14 protein-coding genes and 1 pseudogene are annotated in these 13,112 nt (G+C 68.3%); 10 read left to right on the top strand and 5 right to left on the bottom strand.

Annotated features, from left to right (window positions below):
• The coding region (locus tag ACTWPW_RS59790; protein ID WP_443174337.1) for a carbohydrate-binding protein at positions 1–622 on the bottom strand (622 nt) is incomplete at its 3' end.
• Positions 623–1,390: 768 nt separating this feature from the next.
• Between ACTWPW_RS59790 and ACTWPW_RS59785 the strand changes: the two genes are divergently transcribed.
• From ACTWPW_RS59785 to ACTWPW_RS59775, 3 genes are read left to right on the top strand one after another with little or no spacing between them, the layout of a single operon-like run.
• Positions 1,391–2,746, top strand: a complete 1,356-nt coding sequence (locus tag ACTWPW_RS59785; protein WP_443174336.1) for a cytochrome ubiquinol oxidase subunit I — start codon at positions 1,391–1,393, stop codon at positions 2,744–2,746.
• Positions 2,739–3,956 carry a cytochrome d ubiquinol oxidase subunit II gene (locus ACTWPW_RS59780; RefSeq protein ID WP_375119059.1) on the top strand — a complete coding sequence of 406 codons (1,218 nt, stop codon included), beginning with the start codon at positions 2,739–2,741 and terminating at the stop codon, positions 3,954–3,956. The genes ACTWPW_RS59785 and ACTWPW_RS59780 overlap by 8 nt, the downstream gene beginning before the upstream one ends.
• A complete protein-coding gene (locus ACTWPW_RS59775) occupies positions 3,866–4,219 on the top strand; it encodes a serine hydrolase (protein ID WP_443174338.1) in 354 nt (117 codons plus the stop codon). Before ACTWPW_RS59780 ends, ACTWPW_RS59775 begins: the two co-directional genes overlap by 91 nt.
• A gap of 357 nt (positions 4,220–4,576) precedes the next feature.
• Here ACTWPW_RS59775 and ACTWPW_RS59770 read toward each other — a convergent pair whose 3' ends face one another.
• The gene (locus tag ACTWPW_RS59770; RefSeq protein WP_375119058.1) at positions 4,577–5,821 is read right to left on the bottom strand and encodes a PP2C family protein-serine/threonine phosphatase; all 1,245 of its coding nucleotides are present in this window, start codon (positions 5,819–5,821) and stop codon (positions 4,577–4,579) included.
• A gap of 139 nt (positions 5,822–5,960) precedes the next feature.
• Entirely contained in the window at positions 5,961–6,221 is a 261-nt protein-coding gene (locus ACTWPW_RS59765) for a hypothetical protein (RefSeq protein ID WP_375119057.1), read from the bottom strand.
• A 774-nt stretch (positions 6,222–6,995) separates the two neighbouring features.
• Here ACTWPW_RS59765 and ACTWPW_RS59760 point away from each other — a divergent pair.
• Positions 6,996–7,553, top strand: a complete 558-nt coding sequence (locus ACTWPW_RS59760) for a hypothetical protein (RefSeq protein WP_443174335.1) — start codon at positions 6,996–6,998, stop codon at positions 7,551–7,553.
• A gap of 413 nt (positions 7,554–7,966) precedes the next feature.
• On the opposite strand, the gene ACTWPW_RS59755 is transcribed toward ACTWPW_RS59760, so the two are convergent.
• Positions 7,967–8,167 carry a hypothetical protein gene (locus ACTWPW_RS59755; RefSeq protein ID WP_443174334.1) on the bottom strand — a complete coding sequence of 67 codons (201 nt, stop codon included), beginning with the start codon at positions 8,165–8,167 and terminating at the stop codon, positions 7,967–7,969.
• 99 nt (positions 8,168–8,266) lie between these two features.
• On the opposite strand from ACTWPW_RS59755, the gene ACTWPW_RS59750 reads away from it, so the two are divergent.
• The 5 genes and pseudogenes from ACTWPW_RS59750 to ACTWPW_RS59730 all read left to right on the top strand — a co-directional run.
• Positions 8,267–8,416, top strand: a complete 150-nt coding sequence (locus tag ACTWPW_RS59750) for a hypothetical protein (protein ID WP_443174333.1) — start codon at positions 8,267–8,269, stop codon at positions 8,414–8,416.
• Between the two features lie 406 nt (positions 8,417–8,822).
• Entirely contained in the window at positions 8,823–9,116 is a 294-nt protein-coding gene (locus ACTWPW_RS59745; protein WP_375117496.1) for a hypothetical protein, read from the top strand.
• Positions 9,117–9,421: 305 nt separating this feature from the next.
• Complete coding sequence (locus ACTWPW_RS59740; RefSeq protein WP_443174332.1) at positions 9,422–9,820, top strand: LapA family protein; 399 nt, start codon at positions 9,422–9,424, stop codon at positions 9,818–9,820.
• Between the two features lie 154 nt (positions 9,821–9,974).
• Positions 9,975–10,937, top strand: coding sequence for an acyl-CoA desaturase (locus tag ACTWPW_RS59735; RefSeq protein ID WP_443174331.1), 963 nt, complete (start codon positions 9,975–9,977; stop codon positions 10,935–10,937).
• Between the two features lie 58 nt (positions 10,938–10,995).
• A pseudogene (locus ACTWPW_RS59730) lies at positions 10,996–11,202 on the top strand (DUF5994 family protein); the annotation flags it as partial.
• A 309-nt stretch (positions 11,203–11,511) separates the two neighbouring features.
• Here the strand turns inward: ACTWPW_RS59730 and ACTWPW_RS59725 are convergent.
• Positions 11,512–12,438 (bottom strand): AraC family transcriptional regulator, encoded by a 927-nt coding sequence (locus tag ACTWPW_RS59725; protein ID WP_443174330.1) that lies wholly within the window; start codon positions 12,436–12,438, stop codon positions 11,512–11,514.
• An 82-nt stretch (positions 12,439–12,520) separates the two neighbouring features.
• Here ACTWPW_RS59725 and ACTWPW_RS59720 point away from each other — a divergent pair.
• The coding region (locus ACTWPW_RS59720; RefSeq protein WP_443174329.1) for an SDR family oxidoreductase at positions 12,521–13,112 on the top strand (592 nt) is incomplete at its 3' end.

The following is a 13,112-nucleotide window of genomic DNA, read 5'->3' as shown; positions in this document are numbered from 1 at the left end:
AGTCGTACCGCCCGCCGCGCATGTAGATCGTCCCGCCGGCGGCGATACGGGTGATCGCCGAGGTGAGCGTGGTCGGGTCCGCCTGCGTCCCAGCCGCGCTGTCCCTGCCGCCGGGAGCCACGTACAGCGTGTCGCCCGGCGGCTGCGTCGTGCCGCCCGCCTCCACGTCGATGTAGTCGATATTCGGCAGGCCGGCGCTGCTGGTGGGGTTGAACCGGATGGTGTTGCTGCCCGAGTTCACCGACACGGTCATGGTCTTGGTGACCCAGGTGTTCCATGCACCTGTGCCTTCGAACGACACTGACTGCACGGTCGTACCGTTGACGGTCAGGTCGGCGGGACGGCTGCTGCTGGTGCCGCTGGCGAACCGCACTGCCAGCGTCGCCGTACCCGCCGCCGAGGCGTTCACCGTGAACTGGGCGTGGGCGCCTGCGGCGTTGGTGCCGTTGCAGAACCCGCTGCCGGAGAACCCGGCGTGGTTGGAGTCGATCGTGCCGGTGCAGACCGCCGGAGAAGTTTCGGCCTCGTACCGCGTGGGCGCTGCGTGCGCGGCCGATGGTGACAGTCCAACGAGCACGCCGGCCAGCAGGCCGGCGCAGGTGGTGACGGCTTTCAGGCGCATCCTTGGTCTCCATAGGCTTGGTAAGCGCTTTCCGAGGACGAGCGAATCTAAGCACGCACTCCCGAGCAGGGAAAGGCCGGGCATGCAATCGAAACCCCCGCTGCACGGCAGCCCCACCGCCAGACGGCGCGTCCGCCGAGGTCAGGGGGGACGGAATGGGGCGAGAGCGTCACCATCATGCTGTGCAGCCGTGCTGCCGGATTCGCCATGAAAGTTTCATGGCGCATGTGGCGAGTCTCATCGGATCCGCCGCGGTCTCATCGCCATCCGGGCGGTGGTGGGGCAGGCCGGCGGGTGCACCGAGCCCGCCAGCGGGCATCGACGAGGTTGCCGCACGCTCACGACCCGCTGATGTGCCGGTACCCGGCGAACAAGCTGTGACCTGGGCAGCTACGTCATCGGCAGCTCAGGCGATGCGCCGTAAACCGCCCTGCTCCACTCCACCTGTGCGCGGCACGACGATCGCACTGGCCGTGAGGTGGCCGAGAAGCGGACGTCTACCGTGGGCGGTCCGGCGAGCCTTACGGTCGGGCACGAAGGCCTCCTTATAGTGTCGATCTCAGATACCTCCACCATGTCGGAGGTCTTCGGGCCGGCCAAGTGACCCGGGCCCGGCCGTCCGGGGCGTGGCGAATACGGCCAATGGTTATTCCTCGATTCCGCTCAGTCCGGTGGATGACGTGGCCGCCGGTCGCCCGCGTCATCCGCCGTACTGAGTGGGTGTCGTGCGGGCCACCGGTTCGGTGAGGTAGCGAGGTGAGAGACAACGTGAGCGTGGCGATCTCGGCCCTTGGCGGCGCGTTCGCGTCGATCGATCAGGATTACCTGTTTCAGGCGCGGCAGATGCAGGCGCTGTCGCTGGCCGTGCACATCCCGCTGGTGTGCTTCGGGATCGCCTTCCCGGCGATGGTCCTGTTCTGTGAGTGGCGTTACTTGCGGACCGGCGACACGCTCTTTCGTACGCTCGCCAGGCGCTGGTCGAAGGTGATGCTGGCGTTGTTCGCCATCGGCGTGGTGACCGGGACGATTCTCAGCTTCGAGCTGGGGCTGTTGTGGCCGGGCTTCATGGCCGGTTTCGGCAGCGTATTCGGGCTGGGGTTCACGTTGGAGGGCTTCTCGTTCTTCATCGAGGCGATCTTCATTGCGATCTACGTTTACGGGTGGGACCGGTTGCGGCCACGGCTGCACTTCCTGGCGGGCATTCCCGTGGCGATCGCGGGCGTCATGGGCTCACTGTTCGTGATCTCCGTCAATGGCTGGATGAACCATCCCGGTGGGTTCAGAATGCAGGATGGCCGCGTCGCCGAGGCGCAGCCGTGGTCGGCGTTGTTCGGGAACGGCTATTTCTGGCATGAATTCGTGCACATGTATGTCGCCGGTTACATCGTCGCGGGCTTCCTGGTCGCCGCGCCGTATGCGTGGGGCTTCCTGCGCGGCCGCCGGGACCGTTACCGCCGCACGGCCCTGACGGTCGCGTTGTCGGCCGCGGCGGTCGCCGCGCCGCTGCAGGTGCTCATCGGTGACTGGGCCGCGCGCGAAGTCGCCCAACACCAGCCGGTGAAACTGGCCGCGATGGAAGGGCTGGCTCGGACCACCCGTGGCGCGCCCGAGCATCTCCTGGGCTGGTACGACGGCCACGAGGTGGTTTACGGCATCGAGATCCCGCACCTGCTGTCGCTGCTGGCCTTCCACGATCCGAACGCGACGGTTCTGGGCCTCAACACGGTGCCGGTGGAGGATCAGCCGCCGGTCAACGTCGTACGCCTGGCCTTCCAGAGCATGATCGGCATCGGGATGCTGCTCGCGCTGCTCAGCCTCATCTACCTCTATGTCCGGTTGCGGCACAAACGGCTGCCCCGATCGCGCTGGTTCTTCCGCGCGGTCGTCCTGGCCGGACCCCTCTCGGTCGTCGCGCTCATCTGCGGCTGGATCACCACCGAGGTGGGGCGCCAGCCCTGGATCGTGTACGGGATCATGCGGACCGGCCAGGTGGTCACCGGCGCATCCGGGATACCCCTCGGCTACGGCACCCTGATCGTGGTCTACCTGGGACTCGCCGGCGGCGTCGCGTGGCTGCTGCACCGCTTCAGCCGCGTGCCGATCGAGGTGGACCGCAATGACTGAGATCCCGATGGTGTTCATCCTCGCCGGTCTGGCCGCCTACACCGTGCTGGCCGGCGCGGACTTCGGTGCGGGGCTGTGGACGCTGCTGGCCGGCCGCGGAGAAGCCGGCCATGAGGCCATCCGGCACCATGCGCGCCACGCGATGGGACCGGTATGGGAAGCCAATCACGTGTGGCTGATCTTCGTACTGGTCGTCTGCTGGACGGCATACCCCGTGGCCTTCGGTTCGATCACGTCCACCCTGGCGGTGCCGCTGTTCGTCGCCGCAGTCGGGATCATCCTCCGAGGCGCCTCCTACGCGCTGCGCGGCCAGCTCGACGGTGCTCGCGGGGAGCGGCCGATCGAGTACCTGTTCGCCCTGTCCTCCGTTTTCACGCCGTTCGCGCTGGGCACGGTCGCGGGCGGGATCGCCTCCGGGCGCGTCCCGGTGGGCAACGCCGCCGGTGACCTCGTCACCAGCTGGCTGAACCCCACCTCGGTGCTCATCGGCGGGCTCGCGGTCGCCGCCGGTGGATATCTTGCCGCCGTCTACCTTGCCGCCGACGCGCGCCGATTCGGTTCCAGGAGCCTGGAGCGCGACTTTCGCGCCCGCGCCCTCGCGTCGGGCGGATGCGCGGGAGCGCTCGCGCTGGTCGGCCTCATCGTCGTCCGCTACGACGCCCCGCCCCTGTTCGCCGGCTTGACCAGCGACGGCGGCGCGGTGATGGTCGGCATCTCCGGCACGGCCGGCGTTGCGACCCTGCTGCTCGTCTGGCGCTCCCGCTTCGGCCCGGCCCGCGCCTCCGCGGCGGTCGCCGTCGCGGCGATCGTCGCCGGCTGGGCCCTGGCCCAGCGGCCGCACTTTCTGCCCGGGCTCACCATCGAGCAGGCCGCCGCCGGCCGATCGACGCTGCTCGCTGTCATCGTCACCGTCGCGGGCGGAGCGATCGTGCTGCTGCCCTCACTCATTCTGCTGTTTCGGCTCTTCCTCCGAGGAAACCTGGACCCCAGCGCCGCCACCGACGTCGGCATCCCATCCCCACCGTCCATCGCCCGCCGAGAACAACGCCGCCTGCTCGAAGGCCTCGCCGGCGCCACACTGCTCATCGGCGCCGGCCTGACCGTCCTCGCCGATCCCGGCTGGCTCCTCGGCCTCGGCGTCATCTGCCTGTTCGCCTGCGCGATAGCGACCTTCGCCCTCGTGACAGCAGAAGGGGACCACGAGACCTGACTGCCGGTGCGACATCCCCCCTCGGCCCGATCCAGACCAATAGTTCTGGGCGCCCCGCCGTCACGCCGACTTCCGAGTTCCGCCTGGCGAGCCTTGGCAAGCACATCACCGCGACGGCGATCCTGCCACTGGCCCAGGAGGGCCTGCTCAACCTCGGCGACCCGGTCACCAAGTGGCTCCGCCTGGAGCCGATGGCGGGCAAGACCGCCGATCCGCGGCTGGCCAGGATCCTTTTTCGCAACGCTCATCGCCCCGGCTCTTGACCGACGCAGCTTGTGATGGTTTGCAGCCTCCGGCGGCACGGAGGGCCCACCTCCATCTCTCGCACAGCACCCTCAACCAGCGGATCGGCACCTACACCGACCCACCGTCAGCGTCCAGGGCGCACGAAGCCGACGCGGCCTTCAGGATCTCGTTCGCACGCCGGAGCTCGGCGTTCTCCCGGCGCAGCCGCTTCAGCTCGGTCGGTAATCCGGCCGCACCTCGGCGACCATGCGAACCTTTCGACGACGCAGCTCAGCTGGATAGAGGCCCACTTCACGTACGGATCTGCGGGAACCGGGGGAATCGCCTCCTCCCGACCGCCCGGCACTACCGAGTCGGGAACGCGTTCAGAACGGTCAGAGGTCGACTTCGGCGAGGTGGTCGGCGGTTCCGCCGTACCATTCGACCAGGAAGAGGCTGGCGTCATCACTTGTCGTCCCCTTCCTCTGGCGCATCAGTGTGTGAGAGAGGCTTCGTACCATCTCCTGCACGCTTCTCGTCATAGGCCCGACGTGCTCGATGGAGTTGATCAGACGTTCTTCGCCGAACTGCTCGCCGCCGGTCTCGTGCTCTTCGACGAGACCATCGGTGTAGAACAGCACTCGATCATGGCGCACGAGCTGCCGTGTGTTGATCTGCGGGGCGGCACCGCCGAAGCCGACCGGGAGGGTGCCGGCGCCCTCCAACGCCTCGATGACCCGGTTGCCGCGGATCAGCAACGGCGCCGGGTGCCCTGCGTTGACCCATTCCAAGTGACCCGACCCGATGTCCAGACGCACCATCTGTGCCGTGACGAACTGGTCGGGGCCGAACTGTTCGTTGATGGCGGTGTCCATGAATTCATACAATTCGGCAAGCCCCACGTTGGCGCGCCGGGCGTGCCGGTAGGCGCCAATGGCCACGGTCGCCAGTACGGCAGCGTTCAGGCCATGGCCCATCGCGTCGATGACGGCGATGTGCAGGATTTCCTCGTTGAGGGCGTAGTCCAAGCTGTCCCCGGCGACGTCGTAGGCGGGCTCCATGATTCCGGCAACCGCGACCTGTGGGATGGCCATCGACAATGGGGGCAACAGCGACCACTGAATCTCCGCCGACACGCTCATCGGCTTGCGACGCCGTGCCAGGAAGAACTGGTCTGTATAGCTGTTCTTAGTGACGAGCATATCGGCGACCAGACCGGCCAGCCGTCGCAGCAACCGGCGGTCGTTGTCGTCGACCCTGCTGAGGGTCAGTGCCATCACGCCGACCTCGTCACTGCCGTCGAGCAGTGGCAGGAACATCCGGATGCCGTCGTCCACCGGATGTTCCACCCTCGTCTCGCTGACAAAGGCCTCACCAGCCCATGACCCGTCAATGGGCAACGGATCGCCGCCAGTGAGCCCTCGCCCCGGCAGCGGCACCAACATCTCCTGGTCATAGTCCTGCAGCAGGATCGACACATCTCGGCCACCGATCCTGCGCACCTCCTCCGCCACCAGCGGAGCGATGAGCTGTGGCGGCATGGTGTGGGCCCGGTCCAGCAACTGCCCCAACAGCCGCTCGCCGAAGCCTTCCGACCGGTCCACCGCAAGGTTGTGGCTCTCCGGCACACGTCCCGTCACGATTGATTCAGTTCCCCCGTACCGGCTTCTCTCTCTGCCGTTATCCGGCCTTGACCCAACACGAGCCTCCTTTTTGTGCAGCTGCCTGAGGACGCCGTCCGGGCGGCCGATGTCAGGGCATGTCGGGGCGGCTCGCCCGCTACAGGTACTGGCCCGCCTCGGCGCTGTCTGTCTTCGACACACGCACCGACACCACGTTGGCGAGGTTGATGACCACGCCGTTCACGTCGGCCTCACGGTCATATCTCGCCCGCATCAACACCAGGCTGCGCCGCTCGTCCACAGCATGAGCGATCGCCGCCACCGCCTCCGGCTCCCCGTCGAAATCCCCGCTCATCACGGAGATGTCTTCACCGCCCACCAGGCGGAATCGAATGTTCAGTGCGACGTTCTCAGGCACGGCCGGCTCCTTTCGCCAGAATCCGTAAGGGTCACCTGCCCAGGATCGAACGCCGTAGGCAAGTGCCCTCCACATCCGCCTCCGGTGCTGCGGCAGCGGCGGCCTGGTCGGCTTCGGTGGGCAGAGCGTAGCGGCGGCCTGGTCGGCTTCGGTGGGCAGAGCGTAGCGGCGGGGTGGTATCCAAGGACCCATGCGGTGAGCGCCGGAAGTTCGTCCGACGGCCTGACCTCTCCTGACGAGCACCCGCTCGGCCGTGTCCACCGTGTACACCGTGTCCACCTGCACGGCGAGTTGGACATCGCCACCAGCTGTCCGGTGCGCGAGCGCCTGGCGTACGTTACGGGCCATCGCAACGGTAGTAGGCGGTCACCACCACAGACCCTTCAGCGGCATCCCGGCGGCTGGCGGGGGGCTGATCGACGGGGCGGCCGCCCGCCCAAGCGCTGCGACCGCCGCCATCGGCGGGGACGAGAATGGGCACAGCGCCAAGCCCCAGCTCGACTGCCTGACGATGCCCCTGGTCATCACGCAACCCACCGGAAGATGACGGTAGCGGTAGCGCGGGCGTCAGAGGCGGAGCAGCCCCCAAATGCGCCCCGACCAGAGCGCTGGCCACCTGTCCCCACCAACCCGGGAAACCCGGCTCCGGAAGGTTGGTTACAGACCTCACCCGTTGCCTGCCACCGGCGACCCCGCGCTGTGCTGCCTCGACACGCTCTGGGAGCATCGCCCACCGCCGTGCGCATGACCGGAGGGCGGCGTAGCGTGTCCGTTGTGACGCACGAAGACGCGCCGGCCGACCCGCCGCACAACGCAGTGGCCCCGGTGAACGCGCTGGTCGACGCATGCCGGCACTTCGCCACCCACGTGCGACTGCTGGCCGACCAACTCGGTGCGGCGGAGCTGAGCAACGACGACGTCGAGCTGGTCCACGAGGCCGTCCATCAGGTTTTCACCGCAGCGGGGCTGGCCGCCGCGCTGGCCACCGGCCTGCAACGGCACACGGGTGAACAGGACTGCCCGCACTACAACGTGCTCACCGACGCCGAGTGGGCACCGCTGGCCGACGGCGGCCGGCACGAGCGCAAGGCCGTCTACGGGTGTGAGCTGCAGCCCGGCCACGCGGGCGCCCACGCAGCTCACGTCCAGCTGCTGCCCGACCCCGACCGGTTCATCTGGATCCGCTGGGACATCCGTGCCCGAGAACTCGTCACGCTGCCGCCGTGCCCGGCCGAGCGCGCCGACCCCAACCCCGATCCGCGCTCCCCCTACGGGGATGAGCCGGCGCCGTGTCTGCTGTTCGAGGGGCACGTGGGACCACACCGCTACTAGCCGGCCCGGCAAATCATCGGAACCCGTCACCAGAAGCCGCGCCCACGTCTGGCCCAGGATCAGACATTCATCGCCACCACGACCACGGGCGGTTCGAACAGGCGGACGGGCACTCATCGCTCCTGGATCGCGGCGCCCTCGCGGTCGCACACCCCAGGTACTCGGCCAGGCCGCGAGCGTAGGCATCGATCGTCCGGGGCGCACGACCCAGGGCGGTCCACATCGCCGGCCATTGGACCTCCCGCTCGTGCCGAGTGAGCACCGGCCCCTTCTTCCTCCAGCACCACCGTGCCCAACAGATCTCCCCTGTCCGTGGTCGTACGATGATCATTCCTGGCCGTCGGCTTCCACGTAACCCATACGAAGATGGTCCGCACGACGCGGCGGGTGGTTCGCGATCGCGTGCCGCGAGGCTACTGCTTGAGGTGCCGGAAGGCGGCTGGTGCGAGCGCGACCAGGCCGAGTGCGATGACGGCGTTGATCACGCCGACTACGTTCAGGCCGCTGGTGAAGGCCTGTCCGGCTGCTTCCAGCAACCTGTCTCCCGAGCGCGATGCCCAGGGCGTTGCCCAATCCGCCTGGGCACCCGACACCGACGCGTCGAACTCGTTCACTTCGAGCCGGCACTCCCGGGTGCCGTACCGGAAGTAGGCGATCCCGGGGAGGCTCCATCTCCAGTACCGATCACCGGGGCATCAGACAGGCTCATCACTGTGGCTGGTGGCCGTCGGGGCGTCTTCGCCGGGCGGTGGTCCGGCGGGCAGGGCGGCGGGCAGGGCGGCGGGCAGGGCGGCGGGTTCCAGCCAGCCGAGCCGTTCGGCGAGGCGTCGGGCGCTGTCGACGACGGTGGCGATGTGGGGTGAGGCGTTGGCGTCGTGCCACAGCAGTGTCAGCTGCTGCCCCCGCCAGGACCGGGCACGGAACGCCGGCGAGCTGTCCAGAGCGACACTCGATCGACAACGGCCCGGACCGGAGCCCGACACCGCGCGAAGCCCTCGGGCGATAACACGTGTCGGCGACCTTCGCCTCAGCAGCGTAGATGGGGCCCGGCGAGATCTTTCAGGAGAAGTCACTGGATCGTGCTGACCTGCCGGATCGTGGCTTTTGGGCCCCGCCGGCCCGCAAAATCGGCCGGATATTTTCACTGGCGTGGACCTCACACCACCTTATGCCGAGAGTGGAATTCGCTAATTTGTGCGACATTTCCTTGCTATTTCTTTCGGATGGGTATTGAATAAGGATGCAAGCCAAGGAAAAGGGGAGGCTCTTATGAGCTTCGTACAGATTCTGGAATTCGACACCAAACGCGCCACGGAAGTCGAGTCGCTCATGAACGAGTGGCGGACACAGACCGAGGGGACGCGCTATGTAAGACGCGAGGTCGTGGCGAAGCACCGCGATCGCCCCGATCACTACGTGGCCGTCGTGGAGTTCTCCTCCTACGAGGAGGCCCAGCGTAACAGCAAGCTTCCGGAAACCGACCGGTTCAACGCGCACATGGCCAAACTGTGCGAGGGCCCGATCGAGTTCTCCAACTACGATGTGATTCGCGACAAGAGCTGATCATCAGCTGAACATCGCAGAAAGCTCAACCTGTGCTGTGGCGTGCGAGAAGATTCTCGCGTCATGGCGCGGGCATTTTTTTGTGCCACCCCTCATGCGAAAGAACTGCCGGCGTTGCGGCGCCCCACAACCCGGGATTCACACCGATGCCGAGTGCGAAGGCGAACCTCCCTGAGCATCGGAGTGGCCGCTCAGCGAGTACCCCTTGGTGTGCCGGGCGAGTGACGTAAAGTCGAGGTATCCGGAAACGACGACATCCCGCGCTTTTGAGGTGCCTGCCAGGCCGGCTCACCGAAAGGGTTGTCATGGACATCCTGCGCCGCTTCCGTACCGGATCGAGGCCATCTGCTGAGACGGCTGAGGCCGATGTGCCCCAAGGCGAGAGCTCGTCGGCGCCGGCCGTGCGCCCCGCGGACCCGGGCTCCGGCGTCGAGGACTCCCGGCCGGTGCCCGTCACCCGCACCAGCGTGGCCTGGGCGGGCGTATGGGCCGCCGCGCTCGTGTCCGTCGCCTTCATCGTGTTCATGCTGCAGAACACCGTCCCCACGCAGGTCTCCTTCCTCGGGTTGCACGGCACGCTGCCGCTCGCGGTCGCGATGCTGATCGCCATGCTCAGCGGGATCCTGCTCACCCTGGTGCTCGGCACCGCCCGCATCACCCAACTCCGCCGCCTGGCCCGCCGGCGCCGCCGCCAGAACCGCTGACCGGCCAACACCCCCACGCTCAGAACGCTTTCGCCACCAGAGCACCCGGGCAATCCCAAAACAGCCCAAGGGGAGTGTGATCGCTGAAGGCGTGGGCAGGCGAACCAGTTCAAAGGGGGCGAAAGACGCTGCACGCTTGATGGGAGAAATTGGCATGGAGTCGACGGGGACAGGCGTCGTCGATCGGGAGCGGCTCAGCGCGGTACCCATCATCGACGGGCGTAAATCGGTCGCGGCGGTAGTCGCGTTGTGGGTATTCGTGCTGGTGCCGTTCGCGGCTCTCGCCGCCGCCGTGCCGGTGGCCTGGGGATGGGGGCTGAGCTGGACCGACGTAGCGATCGCCGCCGGCGCCTACGTCCTGACCGGGCTCGGCGTCACAGTGGGCTTTCACCGCTACCTCACGCACGGCGCGTTCAAGGCCGGGCGGTCGCTGCGGATCGGCCTGGCCGCGGCCGGGTCTCTGGCCGTGCAGGGCTCGGTCATCCAGTGGGTGGCCGACCATCGGCGCCATCACGCCTTCGCCGACCGCGACGGCGACCCGCACTCGCCCTGGCGCTACGGGCACAGCGTGCGCGGCCTGGCCAAAGGGCTGCTGTTCGCGCATGTCGGCTGGATGTTCGAGCGTGACCGCACCAACCGGCAGCGCTTTGCCAAGGACCTGCTCACCGACGCCGACATGCGCCGGGTGGACCGGCTGTTCGGGCCGCTGGTGGCGGCCTCGCTGCTGCTGCCGCCCGCCGTCGGCCTGCTGGCCACCGGCACCTGGCGCGGCGCGCTGACCGCGTTCTTCTGGGGAGCCCTGGTACGGATCGCGCTGCTGCACCACGTCACCTGGTCGATCAACTCCATCTGCCATGTCTTCGGCGAGCGGCCGCTGAAAACCCGCAACGGGGACCGGGCCGCGAACTTCTGGCCGCTGGCGATCCTGTCGTTCGGCGAGAGCTGGCACAATGGCCACCACGCCGACCCCACCTGCGCCCGCCACGGGGTGCTGCCCGGCCAGATCGACATCTCCGCCCGGCTGATCCGGCTCTTGGAGCGGTTCGGCTGGGCCCGTGACGTACGCTGGCCGACTCCGGCTCGCCTGGCCGCACGACGCCGCGAGCCTTCCTCATGACCGGCCCTGAGCAGGTACGGCTCAACGTGGATCCCGACCTCGCACGCCGGGGCGCCGTGGACGGGCATGGTGGCCCGCCGGCTACGACGCCGGCGCGGAGCTGCCCGCCCTGATCACCGCCATAGACCAGCACTTAGGAGCGGCGTGTCCTGCGCGTCGGCCTGCAGATCGACACTGGCACAACATCCCGCACCGCATCGCCGCCCCCGGCCGCCAGGTCGAAGTTGACTGGTTCCGCACCATCGGCCCCCACCTGGTCACCTGATCATCCCCGGCATCGAGCACCTCAACCTGCTTCATCCCACCTGACGCCACACCCGCCGCCGCTCACGAAGCACTCGCCTTGGCCATCCGGTGTCGCGGCCGTACCCGTGTACCCGTCCTGGCGACATCCTCGCCGCCGCAGGCCAAGACGGCCCCGGCCGGCACGCGCCAGCGCCGAGCGGGAGCTGAGCCTGGCCGGCTGGGACAACGGCCCGGGCTGTCGCGGACGGGGACTTCGAGACGTGGCCTGATGCCGCGTGAGGTCAAGCTGGTCAGGCGTGGAGAGTGATGCGCGTGTCGATGCGACCGGTCACGCGTGCTGTGATCGATGGTTGCTCGGGCTCATGCCCTTGACGCGCTTGAATGCCGCGCTGAAGTTGAACGCGTCGGCGTAGCCCACGCGGTTGGCGACGTCGGCGATGGTCGCGTCCGGTTCGATGAGCAGGTCCGAGGCGATGGTCATGCGCCACTCGGTGAGGTAGGCCAGCGGGGGTTGGCCCACGAGCGTGGTGAACCGGCGCGCGAAGGCGGAGCGCGAGACGCCGGTCCGGGAAGCCAGCTGCGCCACCGTCCAGGGGCGCGCCGGGTCGTCGTGCATGAGTCGCAGCGCCTCGCCCACGATCGGGTCGCTCAGCGCCGTGTACCAGGCCGGAGCGCTGGTGTCCGGGCGGTCGAACCAGGCGCGCAGGGTGCAGACGAGCAGCCAGTCCAAGAGGCGGTCGAGCACCACCTGCTGTCCCGGCCGATCGAGCGCGACCTCCGCCGCGATGTACTCGCGCACCGCGGCGGTGTCGCCGTCCACGGGCACGGTCAGCACCGGAGGCAGCGCCTTGAGCAGCCGCTCGCCGATGTCGCCGCGCACCGGATACGCGCCCACGATCAGCGTCGTGGACCCGTCGGGGTCGCCGTAGGTCCGCCGGCCGGGACGGTGGACCGTGCCGCCGTTCGCGGGGATCGCACGGTGCTCCCCGCAGTCGGTGGCCGCCGGCGCGTTCGTGGCCGGATCGTCGACGAAGAAGAACGGTTGTGGGCCGCGCACGACCACCGCCTCACCGACCGTGATGCGCTGAGGCGCCTGTGCCTCGGCCATGATCCACCCCTCGCCTCGAAGCAGGCCGCACAGTGTCAGCGGCGCGCCGTCGGCGAACCGCAACGACCACGGCGGCGAAAGGATCGAGTGCCCGAAGACAGAGCCGTTGGCGCGTACCCCGCGCAGGAGATCGGCAAAGGCGTCCATGACCGAAGCGTAGACGGATGGACATGCGAAGCGCGGTTTTGACCCATGGAAAGTCCACGCCTGGCACGGTTTCCTGAGATGCATGAGCCAAGACGTATTCCTGGTACTGGGTGCCACGGGAAAGACCGGCCGGCGGGTGGCCGCCAGGCTGCGGGCCGCCGGCAAAACCGTTCGGGCGGCCTCCCGATCGACTGAGATGCGCTTCGACTGGGCGGATCCGGCCACATGGGACGACGCGGTCGACGGTGTCTCAGCGGTGTACGTCATCGCGCCCGAGGTGCCGGGTCCCGCGCACGAGTTCGTACCCAGAGCGGTGGCCGCCGGCGTGCGCCGGTTCGTGCTGCTGTCCGGCCGCGGCGCCGACACTTGGGGCGACTCTCCTTTCGGCCTGGACGTGCGCTCGGCCGAGGAGGCTGTGCGCGCCTGCGGCGTCGAGTGGTCGATCCTGCGCCCGACGAACTTCAGCCAGAACTTCGACGAGGACTTCTTTCACGCTCCGATCATGGCGGGTGAGCTGGCGCTGCCCGCCCGTGGCATCGTGGAGCCATTCATCGACGTGGACGACATCGCCGACGTGGCGGTGGCGCTGCTCACCGAGCCCGGGCACGCCGGCCGCACCTATGAGCTGTCCGGCCCGCGGGGGCTCACCTTCGGCGAGGCCACCGAGGAAATCG

This window comes from Nonomuraea sp. KM90 (genome assembly GCF_052246675.1).
GTDB lineage: Bacteria > Actinomycetota > Actinomycetes > Streptosporangiales > Streptosporangiaceae > Nonomuraea.
The sequence above is the reverse complement of the archived record's forward strand: the minus strand, read 5'-3'. Positions and strand labels throughout refer to the sequence as shown.

Coding starts and splice junctions, on each gene's coding strand:
- ACTWPW_RS59735 (WP_443174331.1), top strand. CDS start 9,975: ATGGAGTCGACGGGGACAGGCGTCGTCGATCGGGAGCGGCTCAGCGCG.
- ACTWPW_RS59740 (WP_443174332.1), top strand. CDS start 9,422: ATGGACATCCTGCGCCGCTTCCGTACCGGATCGAGGCCATCTGCTGAG.
- ACTWPW_RS59780 (WP_375119059.1), top strand. CDS start 2,739: ATGACTGAGATCCCGATGGTGTTCATCCTCGCCGGTCTGGCCGCCTAC.
- ACTWPW_RS59745 (WP_375117496.1), top strand. CDS start 8,823: ATGAGCTTCGTACAGATTCTGGAATTCGACACCAAACGCGCCACGGAA.
- ACTWPW_RS59725 (WP_443174330.1), bottom strand. CDS start 12,438: ATGGACGCCTTTGCCGATCTCCTGCGCGGGGTACGCGCCAACGGCTCT.